Annotated in this window: 14 protein-coding genes and 1 riboswitch; of the genes, 9 read left to right on the top strand and 5 right to left on the bottom strand. The window is 74.4% G+C overall.

Annotation, left to right across the window (positions count from 1 at the left end; translation table 11 throughout):
• Positions 1-32 precede the first annotated feature (32 nt).
• Positions 33-1,361 (bottom strand): MFS transporter, encoded by a 1,329-nt coding sequence (locus J2X64_RS01005; protein ID WP_310148341.1) that lies wholly within the window; start codon positions 1,359-1,361, stop codon positions 33-35.
• A 67-nt stretch (positions 1,362-1,428) separates the two neighbouring features.
• Between J2X64_RS01005 and J2X64_RS01010 the strand changes: the two genes are divergently transcribed.
• Positions 1,429-1,950, top strand: a complete 522-nt coding sequence (locus tag J2X64_RS01010) for a MarR family transcriptional regulator (protein ID WP_310148345.1) — start codon at positions 1,429-1,431, stop codon at positions 1,948-1,950.
• A gap of 16 nt (positions 1,951-1,966) precedes the next feature.
• Here the strand turns inward: J2X64_RS01010 and ndk are convergent, their stop codons facing one another.
• Both ndk and J2X64_RS01020 read right to left on the bottom strand, forming a co-directional pair.
• Positions 1,967-2,401 carry a nucleoside-diphosphate kinase gene (gene ndk / locus J2X64_RS01015; protein WP_310148348.1) on the bottom strand — a complete coding sequence of 145 codons (435 nt, stop codon included), beginning with the start codon at positions 2,399-2,401 and terminating at the stop codon, positions 1,967-1,969.
• A gap of 10 nt (positions 2,402-2,411) precedes the next feature.
• Positions 2,412-2,816, bottom strand: a complete 405-nt coding sequence (locus tag J2X64_RS01020; protein ID WP_310148351.1) for a DUF4233 domain-containing protein — start codon at positions 2,814-2,816, stop codon at positions 2,412-2,414.
• A gap of 196 nt (positions 2,817-3,012) precedes the next feature.
• Here J2X64_RS01020 and J2X64_RS01025 point away from each other — a divergent pair, with 196 nt between their 5' ends.
• Complete coding sequence (locus J2X64_RS01025) at positions 3,013-3,843, top strand: sugar phosphate isomerase/epimerase (RefSeq protein ID WP_310148354.1); 831 nt, start codon at positions 3,013-3,015, stop codon at positions 3,841-3,843.
• The gene (locus J2X64_RS01030; protein ID WP_310148357.1) at positions 3,840-4,832 is read left to right on the top strand and encodes a hydroxyacid dehydrogenase; all 993 of its coding nucleotides are present in this window, start codon (positions 3,840-3,842) and stop codon (positions 4,830-4,832) included. The genes J2X64_RS01025 and J2X64_RS01030 overlap by 4 nt, the downstream gene beginning before the upstream one ends.
• Position 4,833: 1 nt before the next feature.
• Here the strand turns inward: J2X64_RS01030 and J2X64_RS01035 are convergent, their stop codons facing one another.
• Positions 4,834-6,249, bottom strand: a complete 1,416-nt coding sequence (locus tag J2X64_RS01035) for a folylpolyglutamate synthase/dihydrofolate synthase family protein (RefSeq protein ID WP_310148360.1) — start codon at positions 6,247-6,249, stop codon at positions 4,834-4,836.
• Complete coding sequence (ileS, locus tag J2X64_RS01040; RefSeq protein ID WP_310148362.1) at positions 6,249-9,569, bottom strand: isoleucine--tRNA ligase; 3,321 nt, start codon at positions 9,567-9,569, stop codon at positions 6,249-6,251. Before ileS ends, J2X64_RS01035 begins: the two co-directional genes overlap by 1 nt.
• A 360-nt stretch (positions 9,570-9,929) precedes the next feature.
• Positions 9,930-9,998, top strand: a riboswitch (cobalamin riboswitch).
• 158 nt (positions 9,999-10,156) lie between these two features.
• Here ileS and J2X64_RS01045 point away from each other — a divergent pair.
• The 6 genes from J2X64_RS01045 to J2X64_RS01070 are packed head-to-tail and all read left to right on the top strand — an operon-like array spanning position 10,157 to position 17,791.
• On the top strand, positions 10,157-11,794 hold the full coding sequence (locus tag J2X64_RS01045; protein ID WP_310148365.1) for a prenyltransferase/squalene oxidase repeat-containing protein: 1,638 nt from the start codon (positions 10,157-10,159) through the stop codon (positions 11,792-11,794).
• Complete coding sequence (locus J2X64_RS01050) at positions 11,794-12,627, top strand: hypothetical protein (protein WP_310148368.1); 834 nt, start codon at positions 11,794-11,796, stop codon at positions 12,625-12,627. Before J2X64_RS01045 ends, J2X64_RS01050 begins: the two co-directional genes overlap by 1 nt.
• 7 nt (positions 12,628-12,634) lie before the next feature.
• Positions 12,635-13,723 carry an energy-coupling factor transporter transmembrane component T gene (locus tag J2X64_RS01055; RefSeq protein ID WP_310148370.1) on the top strand — a complete coding sequence of 363 codons (1,089 nt, stop codon included), beginning with the start codon at positions 12,635-12,637 and terminating at the stop codon, positions 13,721-13,723.
• Positions 13,720-15,474: an ATP-binding cassette domain-containing protein gene (locus J2X64_RS01060; protein WP_310148373.1), complete on the top strand. Its 1,755-nt coding sequence runs from the start codon at positions 13,720-13,722 to the stop codon at positions 15,472-15,474. The genes J2X64_RS01055 and J2X64_RS01060 overlap by 4 nt, the downstream gene beginning before the upstream one ends.
• Positions 15,471-16,439 (top strand): ECF transporter S component, encoded by a 969-nt coding sequence (locus J2X64_RS01065; protein ID WP_310148375.1) that lies wholly within the window; start codon positions 15,471-15,473, stop codon positions 16,437-16,439. Before J2X64_RS01060 ends, J2X64_RS01065 begins: the two co-directional genes overlap by 4 nt.
• The gene (locus J2X64_RS01070) at positions 16,436-17,791 is read left to right on the top strand and encodes an FAD-linked oxidase C-terminal domain-containing protein (protein WP_310148377.1); all 1,356 of its coding nucleotides are present in this window, start codon (positions 16,436-16,438) and stop codon (positions 17,789-17,791) included. The genes J2X64_RS01065 and J2X64_RS01070 overlap by 4 nt, the downstream gene beginning before the upstream one ends.
• Positions 17,792-17,924: the final 133 nt, after the last annotated feature.

Here is a 17,924-nt window from a genome sequence, read left to right on the forward strand (position 1 = left end):
CTGTCCGCCGGCTCGCCGCCGAGGGTCACCCCTCAGGCGGCGAGCGCGGCCTCGGGCGCGGGCGCCGGGACGGTGCGGCGGCTCCTGAGCACGGCCCGCAGGCGCCAGGCGCCGAACACGGCCAGCAGGCTGATGCCGACGTGCGCGCCCACGAAGACGCTGCCCAGCCCAGCCCCGAGGAGCAGGCCCGCGACGAGCGGGCCGACGGCGGAGAACCCGGTCTGCAGCGCGGTGAACAGCCCGAGCGTGGTGCCCACCAGGCCCGAGGGCGCCAGGCTGGCCGTGAGCGGGTTGAGCACCGGCGCGTACATGGTCTCGCCCACGGCGAAGATCCCGAAGGTCGTGACGAACAGCGTCGCGGCCAGCTCGGGGGCCGAGCCCGCGACGAGCGACGCCCCGGCGAGCACCAGCCACGACAGCGTCCAGATGGCGCCGACGGCGATGAGCAGGGCCGGCCCGCTGCGGCGGGCGGTGAGCCGGACGACGACCATCTGCAGGGCGATGATGACGACGCAGTTGACCGCGGCCGCCAGGCCGATGGTGGTCTCGTGCACGTCCAGGACCGTGAGGGCGTATGCCGGGAGCCCGGACTCGAACTGGGCGTAGAACCCCAGCGCGAGCGTGACCGTCACCAGGGCAGTCCAGCGCAGGGCCGGCACGGCCCAGATGAGGCGCCACGCCTGCAGGACTCCAGGCGCACGGACCTCACCGCCGGGGGTGCCCACGGCGTCCCCGGCGGCCAGGTCGGCACCGGCGACGGTCGCCGACGGGTCCACGACGTCGAGGTCGGTGCCCGCACCGGCGGGTCCCCAGCGACGGGCACCGGCGAGCAGGATGAGCCCGGCGGAGACGACGAACCCGGCGGCAGCGGCCGCGAACGCGGGCCACATGCCCGACTCGCTGTGCAGGTCCACGACGTAGCCCGCGGCGAACGCGCCGACGGCCATGCCGAGCGCCTGGCCGGTGAACTGCCAGGCGAAGACCTTGCGGCGGTCGCCGCCACCCACCCAGCGCAGCACCAGGACGGACTGCGCCGGCGCGGCCGCGGTGATCCCGAGCCCGAAGACGAACATGCCGGTCAGGAAGGCCGCGGGCGAGTCGGCGAACCCGAGCCCGACGGCCCCGGCCGCCGCCACGACCTTGGCGGCCACGGCCACCAGCACGGGCGAGACCCGGTCGGCCAGGCGCCCGCCCAGGGGGGCCGCGAGCAGCGCGCCCACGGAGAACAGGCTGGACGCCGCGGCCGCGGCGAACGAGCCCCAGCCACGCGTCGACGCGGCATACGCGTACTGGTAGGGCAGGACGGTACCCCAGCCGAGCATGGCGACGGCGGAGGCGACGATGAGGAGACGGGCGCGCATGGGTGGGTCAACACTTCTTCGATAACGAATATTTCGAAATCGAAATTTACCATGCCATGATGCCGCCATGACACCGAGGTCGCGGCGCAGGCGCACCGCCCAGGAGCAGTACCGCGAGGCTGTGGCGAGCTACGTCGCGGCCGGCGGCGAGGAGTCGGTCCAGCGGGTCATCACAGCCGTGAGCTCGCTCAGCCGCAAGCTCGACCAGTGGTACACGCGCCAGCTCGCGGACCTCGACCTCTCCCACGGCGAGTGGTCGGTCATCGCGCTGCTGGCGACGTCCGAGGGCCAGCCGGTGACCCCCACCCGGCTCGCGGACGCAGGCAACGTCGCCGCGTCCTCGATGACGCACCGGCTCGACAAGATGACCGAGCGCGGGCTCGTGCGCCGCTCGCCCGACCCGGACAACCGCACCCGGGTCCTGGTCGAGCTGACCACGCAGGGGTGGGAGCTGTTCGAGTCCGCCGTCCGCGAGGCGAACGTCGTCGAGTCCGACGTCCTGGCCCCCCTCACGCGCGAGGAGCGCGACCAGCTGGCCGCGCTCCTCGAGGTGGTGATCGCCGGGCTCGACGAGGTCGACCCGACCTAGTCGGTCAGGGCTTCCGTCAGGCGCCGAGCCCCGGGAACCAGATCGCGATCTCGCGCTGGGCCGACTCGGGCGAGTCCGAGCCGTGGACGATGTTCTTCTGCACCTTCTCGCCCCAGTCGCGGCCCAGGTCGCCGCGGATCGAGCCGGGCGCGGCCTCGGTCGGGTTGGTGGCGCCCGCCAGCGAGCGGAAGCCGGGGATGCAGCCCTGGCCCTCGATGACGGCGGCGGTCACGGGGCCGCTGCTCATGAACTCCACCAGCGGCTCGTAGAACGGCTTGCCCTCGTGCTCGGCGTAGTGGGCGGCCAGCATCTCGCGGGTGGGGGTGGTCACCGCGAGCGCGACCAGGGTGTACCCCTTGGCCTCGATGCGGCGCAGCACCTCCCCGGTGAGGCCGCGGGCGTACCCGTCGGGCTTGACCAGGACCAGGGAACGTTCGATCTGCGTCGTCACGCGCGCCAGCCTACCGAGCGGTCGAGTCGGCCCCCGCCACGCGGTCCCGCTCGGCGACCTGGCGCTCGACGCGGTGGCACAGGACCAGCGAGCCGACCCACAGCACCGTGAAGATGAGGCCCACCCCGAGCATCGCCGGCACGACCACGGCGCTCACGAAGGTCACGACCTGGATGAGCCAGCCCAGGGTCACCCCCCACGGCCGCCGCATGGCACCGGCCGCGAGGAAGCACAGCACCGCCAGGCCGATCCCCACCCAGAGCCAGGCGTGCGCGTTGTCGTCCCCCTGCGCGAGCCCGACGCCGCGGGCCACCAGTGCGCCGAGGAAGACGACGACGCCCTGGCCGCCCAGGACCGTGGCCAGCATCCGCCAGGTGAACTTCCCGAGGCTGCCGTAGAAGACGATGCCCTTCACCGCCGGCCCCGCCCGTTCTCGCGCCACCGCACGAGCAGGAGGAACGCCACCACCACGAGCAGCACGACGACGAGCACCTTCATGCGACGAGGGTATGCCGTGTGCCCGGCTCTCGTGTGCGGCGGCCCGGCCCAGCCCGGCCACCGTCCGCCGGCACCACGGGCCCGCGCCCGGGCCGGCCCGGTAGGTTGCCCGGGTGCGCTGGCCCCTCGCCGTGTCGAGCCTCGGGATGCCGGAGGCCGGCCTACCCACCTTCCTGGACCTCGCCGTGCGCCACGCCTGCACGGGGGTCGAGCTGCGGGCCGCGCCGGACCAGCCCGTGCACGTCGGCCTCTCCCCCGCCGGGCGGGTGTCGGTGGCGGCGGCCCTGCGGGAGCGCGGCCTCACCGCCCTCGACGTGTCCTCGTACGTGCGGGTCTGCGCGCCCGGCGACGACGCCGCCGTGGTGGACGAGCTACGGGCGCACCTGCGGCTGGCCGCCGACGTCGGGGCGCTCGGGGTGCGGGTCTTCCCCGGCGGGGTGGGCGACGGCGACGACGACGAGCGCGCCCGGCAGCGGCTCGCCCTCGTCCTGGACGAGGCGCGCGGCCTCGGCGTCGACGTCCTCGTGGAGACGCACGACAGCCACCCCACGGGGACCGCCGTCGCCCGCCTGCTGGAGCCGCTCCCGCAGGTCGGCGCCGTCTGGGACGTCCTGCACACCTGGCGCGCGGGCGAGGCACCCGCCGAGGCGGTGGGGGCCCTGGGGCCGCGGCTGCGCCTCGTCCAGGTCAAGGACGCCACCGACCGCACCACCGGGGCCCCGCTCACCCTGCCCGGCGAGGGGGCGCTGCCCGTCGCCGACGTCCTCGCCGCACTCGCCGGAGCCGGGTATGCCGGGTGGCTGAGCCTGGAGTGGGAACGGCCCTGGTCGCCCGACCTGCCCGACCTGGACACCGCCCTGGCCGCCACGCGTCCGTGGCTGGAGGCTGCGGAGCCGGGCGTGGGCTCGGGCGACGCACGACCCGACCGGAGGGGAACGGCATGACGACCTCGAGACCACGCGTGGCGTTCGGGATGCAGGACGGGCTGCGGGAGCGGCTCCTCACGCCGGCGGCGCTGGCGAGGCTGGCAGCGGTCGCGGACGTCCGCGAGGAGGTGTGGACCGGAGGGGCGCCTCCTGCTGACACCGACGTCCTCGTCACGGGGTGGGGCTGTCCCCCGCTCGACGCGACGGCCCTGGACGCGATGCCGTCGCTGCGGGCCGTGGTCCACTGCGCCGGATCGGTGAAGCACCACGTCACCGACGCCGCCTGGCGGCGCGGGGTCGAGGTGTCCAGCGCGACCGCGGCCAACGCGCTGCCCGTCGCCGAGTACACGCTCGCCGTCGTCCTGCTCGCCGGCAAGGCGGTGCTGGAGGTGGCCGAGGAGTTCCGGCGCACCCGCGCGCCGGTCGACTGGTCCACCCGGTTCCCCGGGATCGGCAACGTCGGGAAGCGGGTCGGCATCGTCGGCGCCTCGACCATCGGCCGCAGGGTGGTCGAGCTCCTGCGGCCGTTCGACGTCGAGGTCGTGGTGGCCGACCCCTACCTCGACGACGCGGCAGCGACGGCGCTGGGCGTGACACGCGTCGAGCTGGACGAGCTGGTCGCCACGAGCGACGTCGTCTCGCTGCACGCCCCCGACCTGCCCGAGACCCGGCACCTTCTCGACCGGCGCCGGCTGGCGTCGATGCGGACCGGCGCCACCCTGGTCAACACCGCCCGCGGGGCGCTGGTGGACACCGAGGCCCTCACCGAGGTGGTGCTCGCCGGGCGGATCAGCGCCGTGCTGGACGTGACCGAACCGGAGCCGTTGCCGGCCGGGTCACCCCTGTGGGACCACCCACGGGTGCTGCTGACCCCGCACGTGGCGGGCTCGCTCGGCACCGAGCTCACCCGGCTCGGCGAGGTCGCGGTCGCCGAGCTCGAGCGGCTCGCGGGAGGGCAGCCGTTCGCCCACCCGGTGCGGCGCGAGGAGCTGGACCGCCGGGCCTGACTCAGACCTCGGTGGTGCCGAGCAGCATCCGCACCTCGGCGGCCGTGGTGACCGACCCGGTGGCGAGGACGCCGCCGGACACGCCGCCCTCGTCGGCGAGGCCGGCTGCGGTGTCGAGGGCGTCGGGAAGGCTCTGGACGACGGTCACCCGGCCCTCGCCGAAGATGTCGACCGCCAGCTCCCCGAGCTCGTCGGGGTCCATCGCCCGGGGCGAGGTCGTCCGCGAGACGACGACGTGGTCGAGCACTGGCTCGAGCACCTCGAGCATCTCGGTGGCGTCCTTGTCCTTGAGGATGGCGATGACGCCGACCAGCCGCGCGAAGTTGAACGACTGCTCGATCGCCTGCCGCAGGGCGACCGCACCGGCCGGGTTGTGCGCGGCGTCGACGACGACGGTCGGCGAGCGGCGCACCACCTCCAGGCGGCCCGGCGACGCGGCCTTGGCCAGCGCCGAGCGCACGACGTCGGGGTCGAGCCGGGTCTCGCCACCGCCGACGAACGCCTCGACCGCCGCGACGGCGGTCATGGCGTTCTGCATCTGGTGCGGCCCGAACAGCGGCAGGAACAGGTCGTCGTAGTCGCCGGCGAGGCCCTGCATGGAGAACTGCTGGCCGCCGACCGCGACGTCGCTGGCCTTGAAGCCGAAGTCGACGCCCTCGACCGCGAGCCGCGCCCCGACCTCCAGCGCCCGCTCGCGCAGGATCTCGACGACCTCGGCGTGCGGCTGGAGCGCCGACACGGCGATGGCGCCCTCCTTGATGATCCCGGACTTCTCCGTGGCGATGAGCTCGACCGTGTCGCCGAGGAAGTGCTGGTGGTCCAGGTCGACCGGCGTCACGACGGCCACCGAGCCGTCGGCGACGTTGGTGGCGTCCCAGCGGCCGCCCATGCCCACCTCGACCACGGCCACGTCCACCGGCGCGTCGGCGAACGCGGCATACGCCACGGCCACGAGCACCTCGAAGTAGGTCATCAGCGGGCCGCCCTCGGCGACCGACCGCGCGTCGACCATCTCGATGAACGGGATGACCTCGTCGTACGCCGCGAGGAACTTCTCGGCGCTGATCGGCTGGCCGGACAACGCGATCCGCTCACGCATCGAGTGCAGGTGCGGGGACGTGAACCGGCCGGTCCTGAGCCCCATCTCCAGCAGCAGGGTCTCGACCAGCCGGGTGGTCGAGGTCTTGCCGTTGGTGCCGGTGAGGTGGATGACGGGGTACCCGCGCTGCGGGTCGCCCAGCAGCTCCATGACCGCAGCGATGCGGTCGAGGCTGGGCTCGAGGTCGTGCTCGGGCGCGCGGGCGAGGATCGCCTCCTCGACCTCGCGCATCCGCTTGGTCACCTCGAGGTTGTGCGCCGCCTCGCGCTGCGCGGCGTCCGGCCGTCCGGAGCGTCCCGGGTTCGTCGAGCCGGCCATCAGAGCTTCATCACCTTGATGCGCACGGGCTCGCCGTCGCCGACGACCGCCTCCGCCACGTCGCTGCGCTGCGGGAGCGCGTCGAGCTGCGGCGCCGAGCCGAACTGGCTGGCCAGCGTCTCCTCGACGATGAGCGACTGGTGCGCGACCGTCGCCTCCCACACCGCCTGCGAGCCGGTGACGGTCAGCGAGATCCGGTCGGAGACCTCGAGCCCCGCGTCGCGGCGCGCCTGCTGGACCGCCCGGACGACGTCGCGGGCCAGGCCCTCCCGGGCCAGCTCGGGGGTCACCTCGGTGTCGAGGACGACGAAGCCGCCACCGGGGAGCATCGCCGTCGCCGTCGACCCGCCCTGCGTGTCGTCGACGACGGTCTCGAGCGTGTACTCCCCCTCGACGAGCTCGAGGCCACCGGACGTCACGGTCCCGTCGGCCGCGACGGACCAGTCGCCCGACTTGCTGCCCTTGATGGCCTGCTGCACGTCACGGCCCAGCCGCGGACCCGCGGCGCGAGCGTTGACGGTGAGCTTCTGCGAGATGCCGAAGTCGGCCTCGCTCGCCTCGCTGATGTCGTGCAGGACGACCTCGCGGACGTTGACCTCGTCGGCCACGATCGCACCGAAGTCCTTGAGCGACACCGCATCGGGGACGACGACCGTCAGCCGCGCGAGCGGCAGCCGCACGCGCAGGCCGCCGGCCTTGCGCAGCGACGACGCCACGGAGCAGACCTCGCGGGCCCGGTCCATGCCGGCGACCAGCGCGTGGTCGGACGGCAGGTCCGAGGCCTCGGGCCAGTCGGTGAGGTGCACCGAGCGACCGCCGGTCAGGCCGCGCCAGACCTCCTCGGTGACCAGCGGCAGCAGCGGCGCCGTCACCCGGCACACGACCTCGAGCGCGGTGTAGAGCGTGTCGAACGCCTGCTCCGCACCGCCGCCGGCCTGGCCGCCGGTGTCCCAGAACCGCTCCCGCGAGCGACGCACGTACCAGTTGGTCAGCACGTCGACGAAGCCGCGGGTGGTCTCGCACGCGCTCGCGACCTCGTACGCGTCGAGCTGGCTGGTCATGGTCTCGACGTACTCGCGCAGCTTGGCGAGCAGGTACCGGTCGAGCGGGTCGGTCGAGGCGGTCGACCACTTCGCGGCATACCCCTCGCCACCCTTGCCGTGCCCGCCGACAAAAGCGTTGGCGTACAACGAGAAGAAGTACCAGGTGTTCCACAGCGGGATGATCACCTGGCGCACGCCGTCCCGGATGCCCTGCTCGGTGACGACGAGGTTGCCCCCGCGCAGGATCGGGCTCGACATGAGGAACCAGCGCATCGCGTCGGCGCCGTCGCGGTCGAAGACCTCGCGCACGTCGGGGTAGTTGCGCAGCGACTTGCTCATCTTCTGGCCGTCGGAGCCGAGCACGATGCCGTGGCAGATGACCGAGCTGAACGCGGGCCGGTCGAACAGCGCCGTCGCCAGGATGTGCAGGGTGTAGAACCACCCGCGCGTCTGGCCGATGTACTCGACGATGAAGTCGGCCGGGAAGTGGTGCTCGAACCACGCGGCGTTGTCGAACGGGTAGTGCACCTGCGCGTAGCTCATCGACCCCGAGTCGAACCACACGTCCAGGACGTCCTCGACCCGGCGCATCGTGGACCGACCGGTCGGGTCGTCGGGGTTCGGGCGGGTCAGCTCGTCGACGAACGGGCGGTGCAGGTCCACCTCGCCGTCGGCGTTGCGCGGCAGCCGGCCGAAGTCGCGCTCGAGCTCCTCGAAGGAGCCGTAGACGTCGATCCGCGGGTACTGCGGGTCGTCCGAGCGCCACACCGGCACGGGGCTGCCCCAGAACCGGTTGCGCGTGATCGACCAGTCGCGGGCGTTCTCCAGCCACTTGCCGAACTGGCCGTGCTTGGTGTGCTCCGGCGTCCAGGCGATCTGCTCGTTGAGCTCGAGCATGCGCTGCTTGAACTTCGTGACCTCGACGAACCAGCTCGAGACGGCCTTGTAGATCAGCGGCTGCCGGCAGCGCCAGCAGTGCGGGTAGGAGTGGGCGTAGGACTCGCGGCGCAGCAGCACCGTGCCCTCGGTCACCTTGCCGTGGTCGCCCTCGCCGCGGGTCGCGGCCTTGAGGTGGTCGATGATCGGCGCGTTCGCGTCGAACACGAGCATGCCCTCGTACTCGGTCACGGGGAACGTGAAGCAGCCGTCGGGGCCGACCGGCATGACCGGCTCGATCCCCTCGCGGTCGGTGACCACCTTGTCGTCCTCACCGAACGCTCCGGCGCTGTGGACCAGCCCGGTGCCGTCGCTGGTCGTGACGAAGTCCGCCTCGACGACGCGGTGGGCGTTCTCGTGGCCCTCGTAGTAGGAGAACGGCGGGGTGTAGGAGCGACCCAGCAGGTCGCGGCCGGTGAGGCGCTCGACGACGTACGGCTCGACGTCGGCCTTCGCGTCGCCGAACAGCTCGCGGGCGTACGCCTGCAGCCGCTCGGCGCCGATGAGGTACCGCTCCGTGCGGCCGGTCGGGACGTCGGTCTCGACCACGACGTAGTGGATGTCGGGGTGGACCATCACCGCGAGGTTGCTCGGCAGGGTCCACGGGGTCGTCGTCCAGACGAGCGCGAGCTCACCGGTCTCGAGCCGCACGCCGACGGTGACCGCCGGGTCCTGGCGCACCTGGTAGACGTCGTCGTCCATCCGCAGCTCGTGGTTCGACAGCGGCGTCTGGTCGTTCCAGCAGTAGGGCAGGACGCGGAAGCCCTCGTAGACGAGGCCCTTGTCGTGCAGCGACTTGAACGCCCACATCACCGACTCCATGTAGTCGGGGTTGAGCGTCTTGTAGTCGTGGTCGAAGTCCACCCAGCGGGCCTGGCGGGTCACGTAGTCGCGCCACTCGTCGGTGTACTTGAGCACCGAGCTGCGGCAGGCCGCGTTGAACTTCTCGATGCCGAGCTCGACGATCTCGTCCTTGGTCTTGATGCCGAGCTGGCTCATCGCCTCGAGCTCGGCGGGCAGGCCGTGGGTGTCCCAGCCGAACCGGCGCTCGACCCGGCGCCCGCGCATCGTCTGATACCGCGGGATGAGGTCCTTGACATAGCCGGTCAGCAGGTGACCGTAGTGCGGCAGGCCGTTGGCGAACGGCGGCCCGTCGTAGAAGACGAACTCGTTGTCACCGTCCTCGCCGGCCGCGCGGTTGTCGACCGACGCCTGGAAGGTGCCGTCCTCGTCCCAGTAGCGCAGGATGCGCTCCTCGATCTCGGGGAAGCGCGGGGAGGCGGGGACACCCGCGGTGGCGGGCTGGTCGGCGCTGTCGCTGGAGACCTTCGGGTAGGCCATGGGGTCCGAGTCCTTCGTCGTCGTCGCTCGTGTGCCACGAGGACGACGCCACCGGGGATTCCCGGCGCCACCGCGGTACCACCTCGCTTGCCGCAGCCGGTGCGCACCAGGTGCGCCCGCGGCATACGACCGCTCTTGCCCAAGGCCGTGACGTGGCCCCGTCGTCCGGTTCTAGTGAGCACCCCCCGGTATGCCGCGGGGTGCCGTTCTTCCGGAGGCTCGCCGGTGATGGCCGGGTCGACGCCTGTGCGGACAGTCTAGCCGCAGTGGCGAGGGTCTCGTCGCGGGCGTTCCGGCAGGTCGCGGGCCGGGTGTAGGGTGAAGGCGTCGCCCTCGGGTGACACCACGACGCCTTTCCAGGGGAAGCCGGTCCGAGTCCGGCGCTGACCCGCAACCGTAGGCCACCGCGAGGTGGCGAGCCGGAATGCCTGGGAGCGCGGAGCGGCTCCATTTCCGTCGAGGTACGCGGGGCGGAGCCCGGACCCAGTCCGAGCTGCCCCCGGTTGTCCGCGCGAGCGCGGCACCGGGGTTTGTCACGTCTGGTGCCGGTGCCCGGTCGCGACACCGCTCGCATTTCGAGAGGCACCATGCAGCTCCTTCCCTTCGGCACCCGCGCGGTCGGCGTGCTGACGCTCGCCGCCGCGGCCGCCCTGCTCGCGCCGGGCGCGGCCCTGGCCGCCACCCCCTCCCCCACGACCGGCACGGCCACGACGACCACCGCGTCGCCGACCGGCTCCTCGGCGCCGACCACGTCGGGCACGGGCACCGCCTCACCGACGACGTCCGGCAGCACCGCGACGGGGACGCCCAGCCCGACCGGCACCACCACGTCGGGCACCCCGACCGCCTCCGCAACCTCCGGCACGACCGCTCCCCGCACGAGCACGAACGCGACCGCGCCGAAGGTCGCCGCCACGACGAGCGCCGCCGACCCGCAGGTGCCCTTCGGCGGCGGGACCGCCCCCAAGGGGCTGCTGCCCGGCGGGACGTCCGCCCAGGCCGGCTACGCCGCGGGCTTCATGGTGCGCACGCTGGCCGCGCGCGGCCACCACTACAACTACCCGGGCAGCACCTTCTTCGACGGCGGCAACACCATCGACGCCGTGCTCGGGCTCGACGGCGCAGGCCTCGGCAGCACCGAGGCGGGGTCCGCCTTCGCCTACCTCACCTCGAACGTGGGCGGGTACATCGGGACCGACTACTCCTCGCTGTATGCCGGCCCGACCGGCAAGGCGCTCCTCGCCGTCGTCGCCCAGGGCGGGAACCCGCGCGACGTCGGCCCCACGCACCTCGACCTGCTGGCCGAGCTCGGGAAGTCGCTGGGCGCCGCCGAGCCGGGCCGCTACTCCGACCTGCCCGTGACGGGCTGCGGTTACAGCCCCTGCGACTACTCGAACACGATCGGCCAGGCGCTCGACGTCATCGGCGTCGGCCGGGCGACCGGTACGGTCCCGCAGTCCGCGGCGGACTACCTGCTCGCGCAGCAGTGCGCCGACGGCGGCTTCCGCGGCGACCTCGCCGCGGCCGGCGGGGCCTGCACCAGCGACGTCGACGCGACCGCCTTCGCCACCCAGGCCGTCATCGGCCTCCTCGGGGCGAGCGACCCGGCCGTCACCAAGGCGCTGTCCTTCCTTGCCGCCCGGCAGGCGGCGAACGGCGGCTTCCTCAACGGCGACGGCCAGTACAACGCCAACACCGCCGGCGTCGCCGCGCAGGCGTTCGCCGCCGGCGGCCGCACGGTCGAGCTCGCCCGGGCCCAGCAGTTCCTCGCCTCGCTCCAGCTCGACTGCACGGCGACGGCCGCCCTGCGTGGTGGCATCGCCTTCACCGCGGCGGACCGGGCCACGCTCACGAAGACCCCCGGCACCACGGCGGCCCTCGACCGGGCCCTGCGCGCCACACCGCAGGCCACCCTCGGCCTGGCCGGCGGCGACCTGCTGACCGTCACCTCCGACGGGGCCTCCACCGCGGCTCCCGCGCCGTCGTGCCTCGTGGCACCGAGCACCTCGACGAGCAGCTCGACCACCACGGCACCGGCGGGCTCCCCGCCCGCCACGACCACCGCCGCCCCGGCGCCGGTAGCCCCGGCCGCAGCCTCGGCCACCCCGGGCAGCCTCGCCTTCACGGGCGCCGACGTCGCGGCCACGGCCGTGCTCGGCCTGCTGCTCCTGCTGGGCGGCATCGCCGCGATCGTCCTGGCCCGCCGCAAGGGGGCGCACGCCTGATGCGCCGCCTCGGCCGGTTCCTGGCCGCAGCCGGGCTCGTCGTCGCCGGCGGCCTCGCCCTCCCGGGCGGGGCCGCGCAGGCGGCGGCGTGCTCCGGCACGACCGGCGTCACGGTCGTCATCGACTACGGGTCCACCTCCAGCACGCTCTGCGGACCCGACGCGTCGAGCGCCATCCGCGTGCTGACCTCGGTCGCCTCCGTCACCTACCCGCCGCAGTACCCGGGGACGGTCGTCTGCCAGATCAACAGCGTGCCGTCGCAGCCGTGCACCCGGATGCCCCCGCAGAGCGCCTACTGGGCCTTCTTCCACGCGACCCGTGGTGGCTCGTGGGTCTACAGCAGCAGCGGCGTCGCGGAGTACGACCCGCCGGCGGGGACCGTCATCGGCTTCGCCTTCGGGTCCGGCGGCGCGCCCAGCTCGCCTCCTCCCGCGGCCGCGCCGAAGGCGTCCCCGAGGCCGAGCCCCTCCTCGACGTCGACCACTCCCCGCAGCACGGGGACCTCCTCGACCCCGCGCGCGACGAGCTCCTCGCGCCCGTCCACCCGCACGACCGTGCTGCCGAACGGCACCACCGCGACGGTGTCCGCCACGGCACGGCCCAAGGCCTCGACCACCAGCCGGGCGCCCACCACGACCACGACGTCGTCCGCGACGACCACGACCGAGGCCCCGGCGTCCGGCTCCACCGAGCAGACCGCCGCGGCGACGGCCAGCGAGCCCACCAGCGGGTCCGGCTCGGCGACCACCCTGCTCGCAGGAGCGGGACTGGTGGTGCTGGTCGGCGCCGCCGCGGCATACCTCGCGCTGCGCCGCCGCGCCCAGCAGCACTAGGGCGTCCATGAGCAGGCTCGGCGCACCGCTCCCCCGCCACCTCCACCCGGTCGCCTGGTGGGTGTGGGCGGTCGGGCTCGCCGTCGCCTGCTCGCGCACCACCAACCCGCTCCTGCTGCTGTTGGCGGTGGCCGTGGCGGGGCTGGTCGTCGTGGCGAAGCGCGGCAGCTCGCCGTGGGCGCGGGCGTTCCGGCTCTACCTCGGGCTGGGCGCGTTCGTCGTCGTGGTGCGGGTCGTGCTGCACGTGCTCGTCGGGTTCAAGTTCGGCGACCACCGGCTGTGGACGCTGCCCAGCGTCGACCTGCCCGGCATCACGCTCCTCGGGCCGCTGTACCTCGAGGGACTGCTGGCCGCCGCGGTGGAGGGGCTGCGGCTGGCCGCCATCATCGCCTGCGTGGGGGCGGCCAACGCGCTGGCCAACCCCAAGCGGCTGCTGCGCGCGGTGCCGGCCGCGCTGCACGAGGTCGGCACGGCGGTCGTCATCGCCGTGACGGTCGCACCCCAGCTCGCCGACAGCGTCCAGCGGGTGCGCCGGGCGCGGGCCCTGCGTGGGGAGGGCGGCACGGGGCTGCGTGCGGTCGGCAGGGTGGCCCTGCCGGTGCTCCAGGACACCCTCGACCGGTCGCTGCTGCTCGCGTCCGCGATGGACTCGCGGGGCTACGGCCGCCGGGTCGCCCAGGGCACGCTGGGACGCCGGGCCACGGCGAGCCTGACCCTCGTGGGGCTGCTGGGGGCCGCGCTCGGGACCTACGGGCTGCTGGACACCACCGCAGCCGCGTTCGTCGGCGCCCCCATGCTCGTGGCCGGCCTCGGCCTCTGCGCCGCCGGCATGGTGGTCGGCGGCCGGGCCGTCCACCGCACGGTGTACCGCCGCGACCCGTGGGCCCTGCCCGAGTGGGTCGTGGCCGGCAGCGGGGTCCTGGCCACCGTCGCGGTGCTGGCGCAGGCCACCGTCGCGGCGGCCGGCCTGGCCCAGCCCCTGTCGCCGCTCGCGCCGCCGGCACTCCCGCTGCTCGCCGTGGCCGGACTGCTCGTGGCGGCCCTGCCGGCGTTCCTGGCCCCGTCTCCCCCCGTCCCGCGCCGGGAGTCGTCGTGACCGCCCCCGTCGTCGTGCTCGACGACGTCACCGTCCGGTATGCCGGTGCGCCGGCGCCCACGCTCCGGTCGGCGTCCGTCGTCGTCGAGGAGGGCGAGCTCGCCCTCGTCGTGGGCCGCACCGGCTCGGGCAAGTCGACCCTGCTCGGCGCCGTGAGCGGCCGCGTGCCCCACTTCACGGGCGGACACCTCTCCGGCCGGGTCACGGTCGCGGGGCTGGACACCCGGACGCACCGCCCGCGTGACCTCGCCGGGACGGTCGGGGTCGTCGCGCAGGACCCGCTGGCCGGCTTCGTCACCGACACGGTCGAGGAGGAGCTCGCGTACACCCTCGAGCAGCTCGCCGTGGACCCGCCGGCGATGCGCCGCCGGGTCGAGGAGGTCCTCGACGTGCTGGGCATCGCCGAGCTGCGCGACGCGCCCCTGCGCGACCTCTCCGGGGGCCAGCAGCAGCGGGTCGCGATCGGGGCCGTCCTGACCGCGGGGCCGCGCCTGCTCGTCCTCGACGAGCCCACCTCGGCCCTCGACCCGGTCGGAGCCGAGGAGGTGCTCGCCACCCTGAGCCGCCTCGTGCACGACCTCGGGCTGACGGTCGTGGTCTCCGAGCACCGGCTGGAACGCGTCGTGGGGGCGGCCGATGTCGTGCTGGCCGTCGGCGACGACGGTTCCGTCCGGCAGGGGGCGCCGCGCGAGGTGCTGGCCGACTTCCCGCTCGCTCCTCCTGTGGTCGAGCTCGGTCGCTGGGCCGGCTGGGACCCGCTGCCGCTCACGGTCCGCGAGGCCCGCAGGGCTGCCGCCGACCTGCGCCAGCGGCTGCAGGCACAGGTCGCGGACGCGCCGGAGCCCGACGGGACCTCGACCCCGGAGCCCGACGGGACCTCGACCCGGGAGCCCGAGGCGGGCGCGCCCCGAGAGCCCTACAGGACCGCGACGCGGGAGCCACACTCCGTCGTGACCGGCCCCCGGCTGGGCTGCCACTCGCTCGAGGTCCGGCACGGACAGGTGCACGCGGTGCGTGGCGTCGACCTCGACCTGGGCGCCGGCGAGGTCCTCGCCCTCATGGGACGCAACGGGTCGGGAAAGTCCTCGCTGCTGTGGGCGCTGCACGGAACGGGCCACCGCTCCGCCGGGACGGTGGCTGTCGCCGGCCCGGACGGGACCGCCCTCGATCCCGCGGCGGCGAGCCCCCGCACCCGTCGCCGGCTCGTCGGCCTCGTGCCCCAGAGCGCGCCCGACCTGCTCTACCTCGACACCGTCGGGGCCGAGTGCCGCCAGGCCGACCACGAGTCGGGGACCGCGCGCGGAACCACCCGCGGCCTGCTCGACCGCCTGGCACCGGGGGTAGCCGACGACGTCCACCCGCGGGACCTCTCCGAGGGCCAGCAGCTCGCACTCGCCGTGGCCGTCCAGCTCGCGGCCGCCCCCGGGGTGGTCCTGCTCGACGAGCCCACCCGAGGCCTGGACCACCCCGGCAAGGAGGCGCTCGTCGAGGTCCTGCGTGCCCTCGCCGCCGACGGCCGGTCGGTCGCCGTCGCGACGCACGACGTCGAGTTCGCCGCGGAGGTGGCCGACCGGGTGGTCGTCCTCGCTCAGGGGCGGGTCGTGGCGGACGGCCAGGCCCGGGACGTGCTGGCCGGCTCCCCCGAGTTCGCCCCACAGGTCGCCAAGGTGCTGGCGCCCACCCGGGTCCTCACCGTGGCCGAGGCCGTGTCCACGCTGGCGACGCTCTCCGGCCAGGAGGTCCCACGGTGAGCGCCCACACCGCCGACCCGCAGCCGTCCTCCCGTCGGGCCGCGGAACGACACGGCGCGGGCTCGACCCCCACCCGGCGCGCCCGCTCCGCCGTCGCCCTGCGTCCTCGGTCCACCGCCGCGCTGGCCCTGGTCTCGGTCGCCGGCCTGCTGGCCTTCCTGTGGCCGCTGCTGGCCAGCGCTGACTCGCAGCTGGGCCGCAGCGGTGACGCCCCCCTCGTCTTCGCCCTGTTGCTGCCGCTGCTGCTCGCCGTCGTGCTGTCCGAGATCGCGGAGGGCGGCCTGGACGTCAAGGCCGTGGCGATGCTCGGCGTGCTGTCCGCGGTCGGCGCCGCGCTGCGACCCCTGGGGGCCGGGACCGCCGGGCTCGAGACCGTGTTCTTCCTGCTCGTGCTCGGCGGACGCGTGTTCGGGCCCGGGTTCGGGTTCGTCCTCGGCTCGACCACCCTGTTCGCCTCCGCGCTCGTCACCGGTGGCGTGGGGCCGTGGCTGCCGTACCAGATGCTCGGCGCCGCCTGGGTCGGGCTGGGCGCCGGCCTGCTGCCCCGCACCCGCCCGCGGTGGGAGGTCCCGCTGCTCTGCGCCTACGGGGCGCTGGCCGGGCTGCTGTACGGCGTGGCGCTCGACTTCTCGTTCTGGCCGTTCGCCACCGGGCTCGACGGCCACCTGTCCTTCGTCGCGGGCGCACCGGCCTGGGAGAACCTCCGGCGGTTCGCCGTCTTCTCCGCCGCGACCAGCCTGTGGTGGGACCTCGGGCGGGCGGTCACCAACGTCGTCCTCATCGCCGTGACCGGCCGAGCCGTGCTGGCCACCCTGCGCCGGGCCGCCCGCCGGGCCGCCTTCGACACCGAGACCGCCTTCGACGGGTCGACCGCTGCGGCACCGGCAGGGGCTCCGACCGCGGCGACGGGAGGCGGGCCGCACCCCGACGGGGAGCCGGCAGCTCGGCATACGCTGCGGGAATGACGACCACCACCGACCTCGCCGTCGACACGGTCACCGACCCGGACGTCAAGGCGGGCTACGGCACCGACGAGTCCGTGGGCGCCACCGCCCCGGCGGACTTCGAGGTCGTGCGGGCCCGCGACCTGGCCGACGTGGTCGAGGTGATGCGGTGGGCGCACGAGACCCGCACCCCCGTCGTCCCCCAAGGAGCCCGCAGCAGCCTCACCGGCAGCTCGGTCGCGATCGACGGCGGCATCGTCCTCAACACCGAGCGGATGGCGTCGGTCACCACCATCGACCCGCTCGAGGGCATCGCCGTCTGCGGTCCCGGCGTCGTCAACAAGCAGCTCAAGGACGCCGTCGCCGAGCACGGCATGTTCTACCCGCCGGACCCCGCCTCGTCTGCCTTCTGCACCATCGGCGGCAACGTCGCCACGAACGCCGGCGGCCTGTGCTGCGTCAAGTACGGCGTCACCGCCGACTACGTCCGCTCGCTGCAGGTCGTCCTGGCCGGCGGCGAGGTCATCCGCACCGGCCACCGGACCGCCAAGGGCACTGCGGGCCTCGACCTCACCGGCCTGTTCGTCGGCTCCGAGGGCACGCTCGGCGTCGTCACCGAGGTCACCACCCGGATCATCCCGGCGCCCGACCCGGCCCTGACCGTCCTGGCGACGTTCGACTTGCTCGACGCGGCGAGCGCCGCCATCGTCGCGCTGCGTCGCGAGCGGCACGTGCCCAGTCTCGTCGAGCTGATGGACCGCGCGGCCGTCGCCGCGGTCCAGTCGCTCGCGGACTACGGCTTCCCGTCCGACTGCGAGGCGGTGCTGCTCGTGCAGTCGGACCGCCCGGGCCACACCGGCGAGGACGTGCAGCGGTATGCCGGCCTGCTCACCGACGCGGGTGCGACCGAGGTCGCGGTGGCCGACGACCCCGCCGAGGCGGACCTGCTGCTCGCGGGCCGGCGTGCGCTCAGCCCCGCCCTCGAGGCCAAGGGTCCCCGCTACCTCGAGGACGTCTGCGTGCCGGTGGGGCGGCTCACCGACCTCATCCGCGAGGGCCAGCGGATCGCCGCCGACTCCGGCCTGGAAATCGTCATGGCGGGCCACGCCGGCGACGGCAACCTGCACCCGAGCATCTTCTTCTCCCCCGACGATCCCGGCAGCCGCGAGCGGGCGCACGCGGCCTTCAGCCAGGTCGTCACGACCGCGCTGGGCATGGGCGGCACGATCACCGGCGAGCACGGCGTCGGCACGCTCAAGGCGCCGTGGCTCGCCGAGGAGCTCGGGACCGCCGAGCTCGAGCGCCAGCGGGCGGTGAAGGCGGTCTTCGACCCCCGCGGCGTGCTCAACCCCGGGCGCGTCTACTGGTCCTGAGCACCGCGTCCCGGCGTTCGGCCACGGACCGGCTGCCGACCCGTCCACGGAACTGTCGACGACCCGGCGCGCACCGGTCGGGGGTGCAGCGCGGACCGGTCGGGAGCGCAGCGGCCATCACTGGTAGAAACGG

The sequence above is a fragment of the Phycicoccus sp. 3266 genome, assembly GCF_031456495.1.
GTDB lineage: Bacteria > Actinomycetota > Actinomycetes > Actinomycetales > Dermatophilaceae > Pedococcus.